Genomic DNA, 20155 nt, shown 5'->3' on the forward strand with positions numbered 1-20155 from the left:
TTGGAGCGTTCAGCCTCTTTTGGACGGTGGCACCTCTCCGATTGGCGGATGACTTCGGAATGAGCCAGCAAGGCATTGCGTGGTTTGCTTTAGCGGGAGTGGGAGGCGCAATAGCGGCGCCGATTGCCGGAAGATTAGCGGATAAAGGCTGGAGCGGGTTTTTGACCGGGCTGGCTATGATTGTTGCCGTCTTGTCCTTTTTGTTGACCTATCTTTTCAAGGTCATTCGACAACGTCTCTCGCGCTGCTCGTTATTGCCGCTATTACGCTGGATATGGCCGTATCGGAAATCTGGTGCTCGGACAGCGTGCGATTTACTCTTTGGGAGTGAAGCAAGAGGTCGTCTGAACGGGCTTTTCATGTCCATCTTTTTCATTGGCGGAGCCATCGGGTCGTCTTTGGGCGGTTGGTCCTATGCCCATGGCGGCTGGAGTCTCGCTTCTCTAATTGGAATTGTTATGCCGCTTGCAGCTTTGCTTTATTTTTTCACCGAAAAAAAGAAGGTTTGATTTTTCGAACTTTGGGAGGCAGCGTTAAGCAGGCGTGTTTTGTGCTGAGGTAATGATTTAATTTCTTTTATGGGGATGTGCCGGCAATAATTAGCATTAATGTGAGGGAGCGCTCGATTGCACTTTTGGCCGAATGTACGGTACCTCGTCCCACTGTTGCGCGCTCGACTGCACTTCCCGCCGAATGTACGTTACCTCGTCCTACTGTTGCGCGCTCGACTACACTTCCCGCCGAATGTACGGTACCTCATCCCACTGTTGCGCGCTCGACCGTACTTCCCGCCGAATGTACGGTACCTCGTCCCACTGATGCGCGCTCGACCGCACTTCTCGCCGAATGTACGGTACCTCATCCCACTGATGCGCGCTCGACCGCACTTTTGGCCGAATGTACGGTACCTCATCCCACTGATGCGCGTTCGATCACACTTTCGGCCGAATGTACGGTACCTCGTCCCACTGATGCGCTCTCGACCACACATCCCGCCGAATGTATGGTACCTCGTCCCACTGTTGCGCGCTCGATCGCACTTTTGGCCGAATGTACGGTACCTCGTCCCACTGTTGCGCTCTCGACCGCACTTCTCGCCGAATATATGGTACCTCGTCCCACTGTTGCGCTCTCGACTACACTTCCGCCGAATGTACGGTACCTCGTCCCACTGCTGCACTCTCGATTGCACTTTTGGCCGAATGTACGGTACCTCGTCCCACTGTTGCGCTCTCGATTGCACTTTTGGTCGAATGTACGGTACCTCATCCCACTGTTGTGCTCTCGATCGCACTTTTGGCCGAATGTACGGTACCTCGTCCCACTGTTGTGCTCTCGATCGGACTTCCCGCCGAATGTATGGTACCTCGTCCCACTATTGCGCTCTCGACCGTACTTCCCGCCGAATGTACGTTACCTCGTCCCACTGTGTGTGCTCTCGATTGGACTTCCCGCCGAATGTATGGTACCTCGTCCCACTGTTGCGCGCTCGACTGCACTTCCCGCCGAATGTACGGTACCTCATCCCACTGTTGCGCGCTCGACTGCACTTCCCGCCGAATGTATGGTACCTCGTCCCACTGTTGCGCGCTTGACCGCACTATAAAGGGTCTTTACAGACCTTCCGGGACGGGGACAGCCTCGGCTCTGACCCCCCTCCATTTTCCAAACCCATACTTTAGTATCTTTATGCCATCCATGAACTGCACATATACTAATTGCAAACGAAGACACGGAGGAAGCTTATGAGAGCAATGGTATGCACCAAATACGGATCGCCCGAAGTTCTTCAGCTCAAAGAGGTGGAAAAACCGACGCCCAAGGACAAGGAAGTATCCATCCGAATATACGCGACAACGGTGACGGCGGGCGACTGCCGAATTCGCGGCATGAATCCGCCTCCGATGTTCAAGCTCCCTATGAGAATCGTGCTGGGCTTCAGAAAACCCAAAAAAGAAATTCTCGGAATTGAATTGGCCGGTGAAGTCGAAGAGGTTGGCAAAGAGGTGACCCGATTTCGCAAAGGCGACCTGATTTTCGGATCAACCGGATTTGGATTCGGCACTTATGCCGAATACATTTGTCTGTCGGAAGATACGGCGCTGGCAATCAAACCGGCCAATATGACCTATGAGGAAGCCGCAGCCCTTCCTGTCGGGGGAGTCACGGCCTTGCATTTTCTTAGGAAAGCAAATATCCGAAGCGGACAAAAAGTGCTCATTTACGGCGCCTCCGGAAGCGTAGGTACTTATGCGGTACAGCTCGCCAAGCACTTCGGAGCGGAAGTGACCGGAATATGCAGCACCGCGAACGTAGAATTGGCAAGATCGCTGGGAGCCGACAAAGTCATCGATTACACGAAAGAGGACTTCTCTCGAAACGGCGAAACTTACGATATTATTTTTGACACTGTGGCAAAAGCTCATTTTCAGCTTGCAAAAAATCGTTGAAGAAGCAAGGCTTCTATCTCTTGGCCGTTATGGAGCTGTCGCACGTTGTTCGAGGGTTGTGGATGTCAATGACGAGCGGCAAAAAAGTCATATCCGGGGCGTCCAACGAGAGATCGGAAGATTTGGTTTTCCTCGCAGAGCTTATGGAGGCGGGAAAAATAAAGCCGGTTATCGATAGGCGCTATCCGCTGGAGCAAATTCCCGAGGCTCACAGCTACGTGGACAGAGGGCATAAGAAGGGGAATGTCGTCATCACGGTGGAGCATCGCAACAAAATTTAACCATTTTCAACTATACAATTGACACTGGATATTATTGTATAGTATATTCACTCCAATACTTATTGTAATAATTACGATTATGACAACGGTTATTGGAGGTTTTCGATGGCGCATCTTTTAATGATCGAAAGTTGGGTAGGAGCGAGCGGCAACCTGTTGCCGCCTCTCCTTCATTCGCTTGGACACACCTATACTTTCGTTACCCGCAAGCCCGAGCATTACCAAAGCGCGCACAGCACGGAGAAGCATCCGGTGGTACGGTATGCCGACTCGGTGCTCGTCGCGGAAACGAATGACAGCGCTGGCTTGATTAAGCTTCTGCAGCCGTATCGTTTTGACGGAGTCATTACGGTCTGCGATTACTACATCGAGATCGCGAGAGAGGTAGCCAAAGCCTTTAGCCTCCCTTGTCCTTTTCCGGATGAAGTGAAAACCGTACGGCAAAAGCATCTCATGCGCCAAGCGCTTGACCGGGCTGGTCTTGCCAACCCGAGCTATCGTCTCGCGCATAGCCTGCCCGAAGCGGAAGAAGCGGCTGCTGCGATCGGCTATCCGTTAGTGTTAAAGCCGGTTGATCTGGCATCCAGCGCATTTGTTAGCCTCATTCGCAATGAGAAGGAATTGCAAGACGGTTACGAGGCTCTGGAAGCTTTTCCGCTTAACTTCCGAGATCAGGAAAGAGACTGCACTTATCTCCTTGAGGAATATATGAGCGGAGAGGAGGTTAGCGTAGAGAGCGTCTCTTATTATGGCGAGACCGCCGTGCTGGGCGTTACGGACAAATCCGTTACGGGGACTCCTTATTTCATCGAAAACGGTCACATGTTCCCGGCAAAGCTGAGCGATGAAGCACGCACCGAGGTTACGCAATTTGTCCGGGACGCGCTGAAAGCCGTCGGCTTTGATCATGGCATTGCCATACGGAAGTGAAGCTTACCGCGGAGGGTCCCCGGATCGTCGAAATCAATCCAAGAACGGCCGGAAATTATATTGTGAGCTTATCCAACGAGTTACGTGTGTCGATTTGCTCCAAGCGTTTGTCGAACTTTCCTTAGGCAAAAAACCAACTATCGCAACAAAGGACGACGGTATGGCCAGCGCGGCGGTTATGTTTCTCGTTCCCCCCGCAAAGCGGTACCCTTGCCCGCATTCAGGGGCTTGAATCGCTCGAGTCATACGGGAGAAGCGCCGTGCTGACCCGGGGATGTTGGGGACGATCTTCGTCTTGATTCGCAACAAAAAAGGTGAGGGGACGTCGCTTCAAACCGATTTTTGCGAAAAGGACGACGCCGGTGAGAACGATTATTAACTAAGAGAGTTGTTCTTTTTGCCTTGCAATTTCGTTTGATCTCGGGGTTGTTTGTATTATATTGAACATAAGATAGCGCTATCTCATTCGCTATTCAGGAACCGAATCTGGGAGGTTATTGAATAATGGCTAAATTCACTTATGTAGATAAAGACACCTGTATCGCATGCGGCGCTTGCGGCGCGACCGCTCCCGACATTTACGACTATGACGACGAAGGTTGGCCGAGGTCATTTTCGGATCCGACGGCAATCACGGCAACACCGAAATTCCGGAAGATCTCTACGACGATTTGCAAGATGCATCGGACGGCTGCCCGACGGATTCGATCCAAATCGCGGACGCGCCTTTCAATAAGTAAGTAAGATCGGATTCGGAGAACCCTTTCGTAGGCCACAAGGCCTATGGAAGGGTTCTTTTTTGTCATCCTTTATGACTCCCGTCATTTTTCGTCATTTTTTTCCTATAATGCAACAAAATTTACGGGTCGTGCGGTATAATGTAAGGGGTCTGGAATGATTTTCATAGGGCGGGATAACCATTGCGGGATCGAATAAAAAGGATAGCCATTTTACTTAACGTCGTATTGCTGCTTGCTGTCGGCATCGTCTATGCGAACGGCCTCTTGAAGCCGATCGATTATCTCTTTTTCGATTACAACATGAAGAAAGCCGCGGATCACAACCCTCACGAAAGCATTATCGTAGTCGGAATAGACGAAGACTCTCTCGCTGAGCTTGGTCGATTTCCATGGGATCGAGCGGTATATCCGCCATTCCTCGATGCGATGAACCAGCCGGAGAACGAGCCGAAGGCTATCGTGTTCGATATTTTGTTCAACGAGGCTTCGGAGGACGAAGCCAGCGATGACGCCTTGGCGGAATCTTTCTCTCAGTATTCGAACATCGTTTTGCCGGTCATTGGAATTACGGAAGGCGACGTATTCGGTACGACCGTCGTTCGCCGGCACGAGCTGCTAACGGCTTATCAGCTGTCCAAGCCACTGAAAAAGTTCGCCGACCATACGCATCTGGCGAACATTAACCGCGTCATCAGCGACGACGGCGTCATCCGCCAGACTTGGCTGAAGATCAAGACGGAGGACGGCACCGTCATTCCATCGCTCGGCTATGAAGCCGCCAAGATGTACGGGGCGGATTTGAGCAAATACGACGACATGACCGATCCGGGCAAAAAAATCGCCAAAAACACGATCACCATCGACTATCAGCTGTCAACAGCAGATTTTATGACGATTCCCTTCATCAGCGTGTTGAACGGGGAAATCGATCCGACCGTCTTCAAGGACGCCATCGTGCTCGTCGGATTCACTTCTGTCGGCGTTGGCGACGAGAGCGGTCAAGATAGCGGCATTACACCAATCGAGAAAAATATGAAGCTCGTCTACACACACGCCAACATCGTCAACCAATTGTTGAAGGGATCCGAAGTTAACTACACTCCCAAATGGATCGAAATGCTGCTTGCCTTCACGCTTTTCTTGTTTTTCATCTGGCTGCCGTGGAGAACGAAAAACGTCGTCTCCTTCCTCGTCTTCGCAGCGTCATTAACCGCTGTCTACTTCGCGCAATTCGTTCTTTACGAATCCCAAGCAACTTCCATGAGCATCGCCAACATCGCTCTAGCCGCCATTTTGGCTTATTTGGCCAACCTGTCGCTGAAAGCTTATTCCGAGAGCGTTCAGAAGAGCTTCGTAACCCGCCAATTCGGACGATACATATCGAAGGACCTGGTCAAGCAAATCGTCGACCAGAATATCGACATCGAACTCGGCGGCGATTTGAAGGAAATTACGATTCTATTCCTTGATATTCGCGGGTTTACGCCGCTGTCGGAGAAGCTGACGCCTCCGGAGTTAGTCGATACGCTCAACACGATGTTCAACATGATCACGGAAACGACGCTGCGCAACGAAGGCACAATAGACAAATTCATCGGCGATGCCGCCATGATTTTGTTCGGAGCGCCTTTGGAGTTGAAAAACCACGAGCGGATGGCAGTCAAAACTGCCTACGAGATTCAGCAAGGCATGAACAAAATCCGCGACAACATTATAGAGAAGTACGGCGTGGAAGTGAACGTCGGAATTGGCATTCACACGGGCAAAGTCGTCGTCGGCAATATCGGTTCTTATCTTCGGGTGGATTACACGGCCATCGGAGACAATGTCAATATCGCGGCGAGGATCGAATCGCAGACGAAGAAGGGACAGGTTCACGTCTCGGAGCAAGTCTATGAAAAGGTGAAAGAGCATTTCCTTTTCGACGAAGGCGAGGACCGGATGTTCAAAGGCAAATCCCACCCGATCAGGGTCTATGAAGTGCTTGGCGTAACGGATTAACACGAACGAAAGGAGCGGTGATTCGTGTCGAAAAAAAGCAGTTTGACGTTCATGGCGTTCTTGCTTGTCGCGATTCCTTTTTTAGGAGTATTTGCCCGCGATACTTACGCTGCGACATCGAGAGTCGGCATTATTAAAGAGCTGACCGGAACCGTCGAGGTGAAAAAGTCGGGCGGCACGAAGCAGTTCAAAGCTTACAAGAAGATGAGTCTGAACGAAGGAGATGTTCTGACCGTCGGTCCGAAGAGCTCGGCCGTTCTGCAGTTTTCGAACGGTTCGTCCGAGGACGATCGGGTTACGGCCGGCGCAGGTTCCACGCTGACGTTCTCGAAGCTGACCGATCGAGGCGGCACAACGACCAAGATCAGCCTGCTGAGCGGAACGACCTGGTCCGAAATCAAATCGATCAAGAGCAAGGACGACGCCTTCACGATCGAGACGCCGACGGCGATCATGGGCGTCCGCGGCACGCATTTGTTTGCGACCGTCGACCCGCTGTCGGGAAGCACGCTGACGATGGTGGCATCGGGGTTCGCTAACGTCGCCAAAAAGACGAACGGTTCCGCCCGGCCAAACGGCGGAAATCCGACGACAACGATCTATCCGACGCAGCAAATTATCGTCGACGTTCAAGGATCTTCGCAGGAAATGGACGACTCGGTTACTTTTCTGGATGTCGATGAAATTATCAACCATGCGTCTCCAGAAGTGATCGAGCAATTTATCAGAAATAAAGCCCAGATCGATAAGGAAAACGAAGAGCTCATCAAGAAGAAAAAAGCGGATCTGGAAAGCTTGCTCAATCGGACGCCGGGCTTGAATGTAGGCTCTCCCGAAGAGCTCGACAAGCTCATGAAAAATGTGAGCAACCTGATCGGCGCGCTTGCCAAGGATGCCATCGATAAAGGCAAGTTGACAGCTGCGGATATCGAACGTCTTGCCAAGGAAGCCGGCACATCGATCGATTTACGGAATACGGAGCTGGAGCTTTCCAAGCTGGAGCAGGACAAGCTTAACAAAGAGAAAGAAAAGCTCGCCGAGCTTCAGAAGAAGAAGCAGGAAGAAGCCAAAAAAGAGAAAGAAAAGCTGAACGAACAAGTTCAAGCGGCGCTGGAAGCGCAGCGGCGGGCGCAGGAAGCGGCGAATAAAGCCGCCGAAAGCGAAATAAAAAAGAAAGCGCTGGAGGAGTACGAGCGCCAGCTTTCGGAGCTTGAGAAGAAGCGGCTGGAGCAAGACAGGCAAACGAACGGGGAAGTCGTGCCTTCTCCGACGACAGGAACGGGCAGCGGTACGGGGAACGGCGGTTCATCGGCTTTCTACGGGATCAAGTACAATATTATAGGCAGCGGAACGGCCAACGAGTGGGTCAAAGCTCTTCCTTTCGGAGCGCTGCAGTCCGACTATTCGCTTGAAGTGCCTTTCGGTGCCATTTACGCAGTCGTATCGCCGCGTTTGAACGCGACGACGACCGTGTCGACCGTTCGTTACTCGGAAGACGGCGGCGAAAGCGAAATGTCTTACTATGCGACTTTTGACGAGACGATGGGCGGCTACATTGTTCCTCTTATATTCGAACATACCTATATTGCCATTTCGGGGATAAAAGCGGACAATTCGTCCGTCTTCGTCGGAGTAGCCCTTACGAAACGCGATCAGCCGGAGGGGCTGGCATCGTCTAGTCAACAATACAATGAGCTCAGCGGATCGGGAATCACTTGGAACCCGTTCGAGTGGGAATACGGGTACGGAGGCATTTTCGGAGCAAGGGTGCCGTCGGAGAGCACCGACTTGAAGTGGACCTTGCAGCTCACCGGAGGCGCGGTCAAGGCGGTCGTTAAACAAATTACGTATTCCGGTTCGGAAACGGAAGTGCTTTCTCCGGTAACGATGATGTCAAACGTTGAGACACTTTTCACGATTTCAAGCAAATACGATTATTTCCTGGTCGAATTATTCGACGCGAATAATCACCAAGTCGGACATCCGATCATCTATTGGCTCATTGACGACGATATCGTATTCGGGGAGGATGACCATCCTTTCGATTTGAAGGACAGCTCCGGGAATGCGGTAGACTATCGACTCGGCAATTCGGAAAGCCGGGGTTTCCAAGCTAGAGTGGATGCATCCGTCAACGAGCTTCGATTCTATTCGGCGGAAGGCACCGATTTAACGCTGGAGAAGGCCATCGTGTTCGAAGAATCCGACTACAATTCGGACGAGTATTACCCGAATAATGCGGGAGTCATTACGGTCCCGCTGACGAACGAATCGACGAGCCTAATGGTCGAGATGAAAGATATTGGCGGCGGCTCTCATTATTATGATCTGATCGTACATCGCTACGATCTTCCTCAAGGAGTTGCCGATTGGCATTTGATAGACGATCTGGACGAGGAAATGATCTGGGAACAGGCCCGAAATCTTCCGTCAGGATCGCCGAAGCGCTTCGTCGCATCGGTAAGCGGCGACTCTAGCTGGACAGATCTTCATTTCGATCCGACGAGTGGAAGCGAGCTGAAGCTTTACGACTCTTACGGCGAGCTTGTCAAGACGTTCACGGCAGAGGAACCGGAGTACAGGGTTGAATTCAACGGCAACGGCTATTATCGGTTCAAGCTAATGAATGGAACGAAGGCAACGGAATTCGTTATCGAAAGAGGATTCGTTTCTTCTCAGTTGGACGAGAATGAATTTTTGATAAACCAGGCTGGCAATGAGCGGGTTACCATTCCTACCTATAATTACGAAGGAGACGATTTCGAGAAAGGTTTTGCCGTTGTAACGGACGATATCGCAAATCCGATCATGTTCGCGCTCGACTCCGACTTCGGCGATATCGAGCTTCGAACGGATAACTCTGCGGTTCACATTTCGGAACCGGACGGAGACGGCTATCGAACCTTGAATTTCTCCGAGCCTGGCACTTACGATGTGTCGGTAGAGGTACACAGTCCGCTCGACTATTCGGACGCAACAAAATATTTGCTAACCGTTTATTATGGCAGCGTACCGGCCGCTATCGATCTGACGCCGTCCCAGATTGCCTATGCGGGCGGCACCGTGAATTCGGTAACCTATCTTGGAAGCTACACCTACCAGATCAACATGACGCAGGGACTAACCCAGAACCCGTTCGTTGACTTGACTCTTTCATTTAGCGGGACGATTAAAGGCTTTTCTTCCGATGACGGGATGACGGCATCGCAAGCGGGAGCTGCCTATATTTTGTATGGCGTACAAGCCGGCGCCTCCAAATCTATTTACCTTACGGTAGAGAATGGAACCGGACATCGAATTACCTATGTACTCATTTTCCAAGTCGGCTTCCCGTTGTAGAAAAAAAGTAGGAGAAGGAGAATTGATTCCATGAGCAGCAGAAACAAACGCAATTTGCTAACCGTGTTGGGACTCACGCTGTCACTGTCGCTTCCCTCCGTCGTTTCGGCCGCTCCGGCCGACGGCTGGCTCAAGTCCGCTTCCTTGTTCGAGATTCGTACCCTTGCCGGCCAATCCGAATGGGGGCACGCCAACGGAGCGGCTTCCGCCTCGACGTTTTTCCACCCGCGTTCTTTGCTGGAGCTGAGCGATGGGCGAGTTGTCGTCAGCGATTCCGGCAACAACATGATCCGGGTTGTCAAAGCGGGTCAAGTATCGACCTTGACGGGGTTATACATCGGAGACGATTCGGCGGGGCTTCCGCTCGGTTCGAATAAGGACGGCCAATCGTCCGAAGCGGGATTTAATTTGCCGATGGGAGTTGCGGCGGACGGTCAAGGTGCGATCTACGTCGCCGATTCAGGCAACCATTCGATCCGCAAGATCGCCAAAGACGGCACGGTGACGACGCTGGCCGGCAACGGCAATATCGGCCAGACGGACGGCAAAGGCGCGAACGCTGCCTTTTACAGCCCATCCGATGTCGCGGTCGATGCCCAAGGCAACGTTTATGTCGCGGACACGCTTAACAACGTTATTCGAAAAATTTCGCCCGACGGAACGGTATCCACAGTCACGGCCACGTTCACTCGTCCGATCGAATATTTTCCCGGAGCCGTCGAATATGCGGGAGACTTTGCGGACGGTCCGATCGCGACGGCTCGGTTCAACGAGCCGAGCGGTCTTGCCATCGACGCCAAAGGCAACTTGTACGTCAGCGACCGAGGCAATCAACGCATCCGATATATCGATTTTGGAACCGGTAAGGTTACGACGGTGGCCGGGGGCGGAAGCTATGCGGCTCAAGCTCCTTATATCGAGGGCGATTACGTGGACGGAGCGGCAGGCACCGCACGGTTCAACGCACCCGAAGGCATCGCGATCGCTCAGGACGGCACTCTGATCGTCGCAGACAGCTTGAATCATGCCGTTCGGCTCATCCGCAACGGTCAAGTTACGACACTGACCGGCGTAGCGACCGAGTTCGGTCAAGCGGACGGCGTGCCAGGCTCCGCGCAATTCAATCATCCGACGGACGTAGCCGTCTTATCGGACGGTCGTCTCGCTATTTCCGACGAATACGGCAACAAGCTGCGCGTTCTTCAGCCTTACTCGAAGCCGGCGAACTTTGCTGCAGGCAAGACGGTCCAACTATTGCTCGACGGCAAGCTGCTGAAGCCGGAGGTCGCGCCTCGGTTGAAGGACGGCTCGGTTCTTATCCCTCTGCGCAGCTTGGGAGAGTCATTGGGCTATACGTTCACATGGGATCCGAAGACTTCAACGGCGGTCATGTCCAAGGGCAGCGTATCCTACAGCATCACGAAAGGCTCCAAGAACGTAACGAAAACGACGGTTGGAACGGCATCGACCGACAATCAGAAGCTGGTGCTGAACGGAACGCCGATTACGGCTAACGACCGGTTTCTCGTTCCGGTTCGCTTCTTTGCAACCGAGAGCGGCTACGATATTCAGTGGGACGCACAAGCCAACGCAGTCATTATCCGCAGCAAATCTCTATAAGTTCCCGTTTTAACATTTTGCCCCGTTTATACCTTATCTACTATACAGATCGGGAGAGCGGGGCTTTTCCATGAAGGAGCCCTAATATGAAAATACGAAAATTGCTGATGTTAAGCTTAGCTTCACTGCTGCTTGCTTTGCCGGTTCTGGGGTTGTTCGCGGACGATACCTTCGCGGCCACTTCCCGCGTAGCGATCATCAAGGAACTGAAAGGAACCGTTCAGGTAAAAAAATCAGGCGGCTCCAAGCAATTCAAAGCGTTCGCGAAGATGAGCCTGAACGAAGGGGACATCCTGAGTACGGGCAGCGGCGGCTCAGCCGTGCTTCAATTCGCGAACGGCACGTCCGAGGACGATAAAATGACGGTGTCCGCCAATACGACTCTGACGTTCTCCAAGCTGTCGGATCGCAAAGGAACCCGCACCAAAGTGAGCATGCTGAGCGGTTCGGCATGGGTCGACGTCAAATCGATTTCTTCGAAGAACGACGAATTTACGCTTGAGACGCCAACCGCGATCATGGGCGTACGCGGTACGCACTTGTACACGTACGTAGATCCGGTAACCGGCAACTCCCGACTCGCGGTAGGAGCCGGCGTCGTTCGCGTATCGACGCCCGACAATTCCTCCGAGTACCGGGACATCGTTCCGACCCAGGACGTTCTGGCTACTCAGGACGATGACGGCAACGGCAAAATTACGATCGCTCCTATCGATTTGCAGAGATTGCTGTCTCAGTCCGACAGCGCTGTCGTCGATGCGATTCTCCAATCGGCAGCCGAGATTGCCAAAGAAAATGAACAATTGATGCAAAAGTATTTGGAAGAAATCAATTCCGGTTCTGCTACAGAAGAAGAGCGCCATAAGCGCAATATCGAAAACTTGCTCGGAGCAATCGTCGATCAGGCGTTGACGTCCGGTCTTATTTCGAAAGAAAGGGTCGATAAGCTTATTTCCGACGCTCAGCAAGGCTCGGGCGTTACGATAGACTTGTCGAAGAAGGAATTGGATTTTTCGGAACAAGAGAAGCGCGAGCAGGAATTATTCCGTCAGAAGCAAGCTCAGGCATTAGCAGAGGCGGAAAAGAAAAAGCAGCAAGAGCTTGCTGAATTGCAGAAGAAGATGCAGGACGAACTAAAGAAGCTTCAAGAGCAGCGGAAAGCGGCCGAAGAAGCGAATAAAAAAGCGGAAGAAGCGAAGCGGAAGCAAGCCGAGGAGCTTTATAAGAAGCAGCTTGACGAAGCCGCGAAAAAGAAATTCGAAGAGGAGCAAGCTAAAAACGAGGGCAATACAGGCTCAACGTCCTCCGGCAGCGGAAGCTCGGGCGGAAGCTCGCAAGCGCCTAAATCCCAAAATGCCGATTTGAGCGGGCTGTCTCTATCGAATGGCGCCAATATAAGTTTTGCAGCAAGCACGACCAACTATGAGGCAAATGTGCTTAAAAACGTCGTATCCGTATCCGTTACGCCGACGACCGCACATAGTAAAGCGACTATCAAAGTTAACGGCACCAACGTAACGTCGGGCGCATCTGCCGCGATTGCATTGGGAGCATCCGGAACGACCAAATCGATTGACGTGGTCGTAACCGCCGAAGATGGAACGACGACGCGCACTTATCATATTTCCGTCTATCGAAGCTTGATCAGCGCGGTAACTCTTCCTACCAATCTAGGAATCCAGTTCGATCCGGCAAAATCCAGCTATTACATCCCTGCCGTGTCCGAAACGACCGCGAGTATTCCGATGACCTTCGGCAGTCTCACCGATTCGGTGAAAGTACAGTTGTGGGTATGGGAGAACGGCGGCTATGTTCTAAAAGAAGAGTATATGCCCGGACAGTCCTTTAACGTTACATTGAATCCGGGAAATAACGATATCGAGATTCGAATCGTTCCTTACGGTTCTTTGGGTGGAGCGGCGTACACTCAAGTTGCTTCCCTCAGCTTGAATTCGCTGTTGGGAGTGGTTGAGACTGCTCCTGTCGGATCGTCCCAGACGTACAAATTCCAAGTTTGGAAAAAGTCCGGTACGGAATCGGGATTGCTGTACGGCATCGATCTGTGGAAGGGAGCGGCTTCGTATCCCGTTGCGAAAACCGTCGGTTCGGCGACGGAATGGAATACGACCGTCCCTGGCGAGCTCTTCGCAGCGGAAGCGAAGTTCTTCCCTGCGGAGCCGACGGATATTATCGTCGTGAACAACGTTTCGTACAAGTACGGACAGTCGGTTCCTCTGTCGTTTCCGAACAGCACGACGGTTGCTTTTGTTTTGAAAAGCCAGTCGGGCGAAACTAAAGGAACGTTTAGTCTGGTCGTTAATAAAACTCCGATATTGAGCGGGGAGAATGCGATTACGGCGTTCAGCCTGCCCGGCCAAATCGGCACTTCGGTCATCGATTCGGCTGAACATACGGTAGCGGTCAAATTGCCGCACGGATCAAGCCTAATCGATCTGCAAGCGTCATTCACTCTGTCCGTAGGAGCGACGGCCAAGGTAAACGATTTGCTGCAAGCGAGCGGATCGACAGCAAACAATTTTTCAAGCTCGGTAACTTACGTTGTAACCGCAGCGAACGGAAATGTTCAAAACTGGACCGTCACGGTAACGGTAGCGCCGAGCGGGGAGAATGCGATCACGGCGTTCAGCTTGCCTGGCCAAATCGGGACTTCGGTCATCGATTCGGCTGAACATACGGTAGCGGTCAAATTGCCGCACGGATCAAGCCTAATCGATCTGCAAGCGTCATTCACTCTGTCCGTAGGAGCGAAGGCCAAGGTAAACGATTTGCTGCAAGCGAGCGGATCGACAGCAAACAATTTTTCAAGCTCGGTAACCTACGTTGTAACCGCAGCGAACGGAAATGTTCAAAACTGGACCGTTACGGTAACGGTAGCACCGAGCGGGGAGAATGCGATTACGGCGTTCAGCTTGCCCGGCCAAATCGGCACTTCGGTCATCGATTCGGCTGAACATACGGTAGCGGTCAAATTGCCGCACGGATCAAGCCTAATCGATCTGCAAGCGTCATTCACTCTGTCCGTAGGAGCGAAGGCCAAGGTAAACGATTTGCTGCAAGCGAGCGGATCGACAGCAAACAATTTTTCAAGCTCGGTAACCTACGTTGTAACCGCAGCGAACGGAAATGTTCAAAACTGGACCGTTACGGTAACGGTAGCGCCGAGCGGGGAGAACGCGATCATGGCGTTCAGCTTGCCTGAGCAAACGGGGCCTGCGGTCATCGATCCGGTCGCGCATACAGTAGCGATTCAAGTTGCGCATGGAACGAACGTGACCAACCTAAAAGCGACATTCGCTCTGTCGTCGGAAGCGACAGCCAAAGTCGGCAGTACGACGCAAGTGAGCGGGACGACGCTGAACAGCTTTACAAGTCCCGTTACTTACCAGGTAATTGCTGCTAACGGTAATGAACAGAACTGGACGGTTACGGTAACGGTAGCACCGAGCGGGGAGAACGCGATCACGGCGTTCAGCTTGACTGAGCAAACGGGGCCAGCGGTTATCGATCCGGTCGCGCATACGGTAGCGATTCAAGTGGCGCATGGAACAAACGTGACCAGCCTAAAGGCGACATTCGCCCTGTCGTCGGAAGCGACAGCCAAAGTCGGCAGTACGACGCAAGTGAGCGGGACGACGCTGAATAGCTTTACAAGTCCCGTTACTTACAAGGTAATTGCTGCTAACGGTAGCGAACAGAACTGGACGGTTACGGTAACGGTAGCGCCGAGCGGGGAGAATGCGATCACGGCGTTCAGCTTGACTGAGCAAACCGGACCTGCGGACATCGATCCGGTCGCACATACAGTAGCGATTCAAGTGGCGCATGGAACGAACGTGACCAACCTAAAGGCGACATTCGCCCTGTCTTCAGGAGCGACGGCCAAAGTAGGCGGTACGCTGCAAGAAAGCGGCTTGACGCTTAACAGCTTTACAAGTCCCGTTACTTACAAGGTAATTGCTGCTAACGGTAGCGAACAGAACTGGACGGTTACGGTAACGGTAGCGCCGAGCGGCGAGAATGCGATCACGGCGTTCAGCTTGTCTGAGCAAACGGGGCCAGCGGTTATCGATCCGGTCGCGCATACGGTAGCGATTCAAGTGGCGCATGGAACAAACGTGACCAGCCTAAAAGCGACATTCGCCCTGTCGTCGGAAGCGACAGCCAAAGTCGGCAGTACGACGCAAGTGAGCGGGACGACGCTGAACAGCTTTACAAGTCCCGTTACTTACAAGGTAACTGCTGCTAACGGTAGCGAACAGAACTGGACCGTCACGGTAACGGTAGCACCGAGCGGGGAGAACGCGATTACGGCGTTCAGCTTGTCTGAGCAAACCGGGCCAGCGGTTATCGACCCGATTGCGCATACGGTAACGATTCAAGTTGCGCAAGGAACAAGCCTGATCGGCCTAATTCCGACATTCACCCTGTCTACGGGAGCGACGGCCAAAGTAGGCGGTACGCTGCAAGAAAGCGGCTTGACGTCGAACAATTTTACAAATTCCGTTACATACACGGTAACCGCCGAGAATGAAACGGTTCAAAACTGGGTTGTTACGGTAACGAGCCAACTTTCCGACGGAATAACGCAGTTTACTTTGGAGAACGCTCAAGGAATTTTGCCGTTGAAATGGTTGTACTCGTCGTCCGAATGGGAAGACATCATTACAACCGAGTACTCGACCGTCGTGAATGAAACCGATACGTCCGTCCAGTTGGAGGTTGCGTTCAGCGGTGCCGTTACCTCGGCTTCTGTAAGCAACAGCAACGGGGAGGAGATTCATGACTACGACAACAGCGAAGGACCGATTTCCTTTAATCTGGAGCAGTTGCTTGATCAGGAATCGCCATACACCGAGCTATATATCGAGTACTCCTACGATGGTCTTTCCTATGAAGTCAAACTGACGGTGCTTCGCGGAGATGCGCCGGAGGAAGAACTGTCCATTTACGATCCGGGTATGAACTATTCGGAATTTACTCTCCTTCCTACTAACCGGACAGGAGATCGAGACTTTGTAGGATATGTACCGACGGAAACTGCCGGCTATTCGATTGCGTTCTCTCCGTTAACGGAGTCTGACGAAAACTACGTAACGATGTATAGGGTTGTTGGAGAGAGCCGTACGGAATTAAGCATGGAATCGTTCGGATTCGAGGGCATTCCTTATAATGAACAAGGATGGTTCGATTTCGTCATCGAGGTATGGGACAAATCCCGACAGCAGTCCAGGGAATATCGTTTGAGCGTCTATAGAGGCGCTGACATTCCTTCGGAATTCGCCGGCATCGCCTTCGAGGGTCCGGCCGGGAATACTCATCTTGGCGTTTACTACGCCAATCCGACCGTCTGGTTCGCGGAAACCGCTGCGGGAGATCAAGAGTATGCCATGTTCAAAGTCGGAACGCCGCTTCCGAACGGAGTTGCCGTTCAATCCGTTAAAATTTGGATCGACGGGGAAGCTTCGGAGCCGGGTACGGAGAGCGGATACTATAAGATCCCTATCGAAAACGGCGCAGTTGTCGTCTTTCAAGCAACCAACGGCCGTTCTTTCGCTTACCGGATCGAAGCGATTCCTTCCTTTGCGCCGGAGCTAATGAATGTGAAAGCGATGACCCCAAGCTTCGGAGATTTATCCACCGTCGAGTTTAATGTAGCCGGCGAAGGAACCCTAGTTGTACCTGAACAATACAGCTCCATTCGGTTGCGGCCGTATTTGGTCAATGATCTGAGTTCGGTTCAAGTCACCGTCGACGGTCAAACGGTAAAATACGGATATGGCTCCAGAAATAGCGTGCTGGTGTCGGTGGAAGATGGCAAAGAAATTGAAATCGTTCTTTATTCGCCTTCCGGTGCGCTCTCTCGGACTTACAAGCTCACTCTCAACCCGCCTCTAAGCGGGGAGAACGATTTTGAATCGTTCGGGTTTCTCGGAACGGCTGCTGACGGCGTAATCGATCCCGTTAACCATACGGTCAACGTAACGTTGCCGTACAATGCCGAAGTGACCGCGCTGGTTGCGAAGTTCGTATTGTCCGCGAACGCTGCGGCTACGATTGATGGAATTGCGCAAGCCAGCGGATCGACGTCCAATGATTTCACCGATCCGGTAGCCTATCGGATTACGGCGGAAAATGGAGACTTTCAAGTATGGACGGTAACGGTACAACGTGAGCAGTCAAGCAATGCGAACTTGGCAAGCTTGGCCTTCTCTAACGATCTTTCCATTCCACCGCCTTACTTTGAGGAAGTGATAAACCTTACCGCCAGAGTCGATTACGGAACGAAATATCTAACCATATACGCGACTACGGAAGATCCGTTATCGACGATTACGGCGTCGGGATATCCGTTTTCCGGCGGACAGGCTACGGTTCCGCTAACAGCAGTCGGCGCACCGGGCAATATCATCCCGATTACCGTAACGGCACAGTCGGGAGCGACCAAAACCTATCAAGTCAAATTCATTCGCGATAACACGGCTTTGCAAGGCGTGCAAGTGAATGGCTCCTCCGTGGAGGAGTTTAACAGCGACGTCACGACGAACTTCTTCCTGGGCAATATTCTCGCCCGTCCGGACGGTAAGCTGGAGGTTAAGTCAGTTTATGATACTTCTGCAGCAAAAATCGTGTATAAGGTGAAATCTTCGTCTTCCGAGGATTGGACGGAAATCGTTTCGACGTCCGGAACTTCGCTGCTTCCGGTAGCTCCGGGAATGAACGATTTGAAAATTATCGTAAAAGCTGCGGACGGCGCTGCCATTCAAACCGTCTACGAATTTTCGGTCAATATCACGACGGCTGAAGATGCTCTTCCCGAGGAATTCGACCAGCTGAACTTCGTAGTTAACGGAGTGGATGTGCCTTTGACGCCCGTATTCGACCATACGGTATACGGTTATCGAGTAGTTAGATTCGCTGCCGAAATCGCGGCGATTCCGTCAACTTTGGCTCTTCATGCCGTTACTAATGCCTCTCTCAGCGAAGTGAGTATCAATGACGAGAGTCTCTACTGGTCAGAGCCGGGCAGTCAAGAAGACTATTCTTTGTCGGCAAGCTCGGATGGCTACTACCTCTATCAGTTGAATTACGTTTCCAGTGAGACGAACACAATCGTCGAACTGGCTTTGCTGGTCGGAGATCACCCGTTGCCGGAAGACGAGCCGACGAACGTGTCGAACATCTGGATTAGAGCGATGGATAATTACTTTTACCCGGATGAGCAATCTGGCGAAATCGAGTTGCCTAACAGCGTAAGCTCCGGAGAACTGACCTTAGGTACCGAATTCGATTACAATTATGCCGAGGTCACGCTGAACGGCAACCTCGTCGAGGAGATTTACGGCAATACGTACGAGCTTAGCGGCCTGCTTCCCGGCTGGAACCAACTGACCGTTCGCGTATTCGTACCTACGGGAACGTTCTACGAAGACCATGTATACTGGATTTGGAGAAACCCTGTGTTAACGGTTAAAAATGCCAGCGACGAGGAAGTCGGTTCGTTCGAGTTGACCCGTTGGGGACAGGAATACAGCATCTTCGTTCCGAACGGATTGACAAATTATTCGATCGGAGCATTCAATCCCAACGTTTGGACCTTGAACGGCTCCCCGCTTGAAGGGGAGACAATTCCTGTAACGGTGTCGGACGGCAAGGGCGAATTGGAATTGGGGTACGAGGGCTACGGACGGGACGCTCTGCCGATTACGCTCAGGCTGCTGGAGCTTCCGGAGCATGTTGCCGGATGGACTTCGAGCGCGGGCTACGGATTTCAATCTCTTGCCTGGAATCGGAACGGCGTCGGATTTTTCGCCGTTTCTCAAGAATACAGCACCCGGATCAATTTGAGCCTGGAAAGCGGGTATTCGTGGACATTGGCTCCGACGGTCGATTATGCTGGCTATAGCAGCAATATATATGGACTGGATAACGGCGGATACCAGATTTACCTGCATCCCGGCATGCAGCAATACAATTTGACGATAACGGGACCCGATAATTACAGCGAGAGCTACACACTGTCGCTAGTATACTCCGATGAGCCGATCATTAGCTTTATTAACGGCAGCGAACCGACAACGGTATCGGGCATCAGCTTTGGAGACGCGACCTATTTCGTCTTGCCGGAATCCGCCAGCGATGTTTACTATCATGCTTTAGCTAATGACACGCACTCGGGAATCACCTCAGGACCGCTGGATACGTTCCCTGCATTTGTCGCCAACGATACTTCCTTCACGGATTCCGCCGGCAGGCACTTCTACAGGCATCCTACTTACGTATACCGAGGCTTGCCTGATGAACTGAAAATCCAGGTGACGGCTGCGGACGATGCGAATCACGAGCTTGAGACCTACTCTCACAATAGCGGTTACGGATCGGTCGTTAACGGTTATTGGAGAGAGAACGAGGAGATGCATCCCGTAAGCAACGTAATGACTTCGATTGCTTTCGACAGCGCCAGCACAATCGAGCTGTACAATGAAGACGGAAGTTCGGTGCTCGATATCGCCATTACAGAGATCGATGCCGAGACGAACGTCCTTCGTCTGGAACGCTTCGTATCCATGGGTGCGGAGTACAATTATTTCGTCAAAATTACCGACACCAACGGAAACAGCATGGTGTACAACCTGAAAATTTATCAATCCGGCCTGTAAGGATTGAACACGGAGCGTCCGACTCTTCAACCGTCAAAAGCGAAAGCTTGGTTGAGGATCGGGCGTTTTTTTGTCGTTCTTGACCTATTGCTCGGAAGCGAAAATGCCGAAATAAA

General features: G+C 52.1%; 6 protein-coding genes and 2 pseudogenes. All 8 read left to right on the forward strand.

The annotated features are described in order from the left end of the window. On the forward strand, positions 1 to 509 hold a 509-nt coding region (locus tag D3H35_RS27045; RefSeq protein WP_325050171.1), incomplete at its 5' end, for an MFS transporter. Positions 510 to 1745: 1236 nt separating this feature from the next. After that, positions 1746 to 2731, forward strand: a pseudogene (locus tag D3H35_RS27050) (NAD(P)-dependent alcohol dehydrogenase). A 105-nt stretch (positions 2732 to 2836) separates the two neighbouring features. Then, on the forward strand, positions 2837 to 3661 hold the full coding sequence (locus D3H35_RS27060) for an ATP-grasp domain-containing protein (protein WP_199728621.1): 825 nt from the start codon (positions 2837 to 2839) through the stop codon (positions 3659 to 3661). A 504-nt stretch (positions 3662 to 4165) separates the two neighbouring features. Then, a pseudogene (locus tag D3H35_RS27065) lies at positions 4166 to 4401 on the forward strand (ferredoxin). Between the two features lie 180 nt (positions 4402 to 4581). Continuing rightward, positions 4582 to 6402 (forward strand): adenylate/guanylate cyclase domain-containing protein, encoded by a 1821-nt coding sequence (locus D3H35_RS27070; protein WP_119152240.1) that lies wholly within the window; start codon positions 4582 to 4584, stop codon positions 6400 to 6402. A 24-nt stretch (positions 6403 to 6426) separates the two neighbouring features. Continuing rightward, positions 6427 to 9741: a FecR family protein gene (locus tag D3H35_RS27075; protein ID WP_119152241.1), complete on the forward strand. Its 3315-nt coding sequence runs from the start codon at positions 6427 to 6429 to the stop codon at positions 9739 to 9741. A gap of 30 nt (positions 9742 to 9771) precedes the next feature. After that, positions 9772 to 11361, forward strand: a complete 1590-nt coding sequence (locus D3H35_RS27080) for a stalk domain-containing protein (RefSeq protein WP_119152242.1) — start codon at positions 9772 to 9774, stop codon at positions 11359 to 11361. 86 nt (positions 11362 to 11447) lie between these two features. Further along, the gene (locus D3H35_RS27085; protein WP_119152243.1) at positions 11448 to 20039 is read left to right on the forward strand and encodes a cadherin-like beta sandwich domain-containing protein; all 8592 of its coding nucleotides are present in this window, start codon (positions 11448 to 11450) and stop codon (positions 20037 to 20039) included. Positions 20040 to 20155: the final 116 nt, after the last annotated feature.

The sequence above is a fragment of the Cohnella faecalis genome (genome assembly GCF_003570905.1).
Lineage (GTDB): Bacteria > Bacillota > Bacilli > Paenibacillales > Paenibacillaceae > Cohnella > Cohnella faecalis.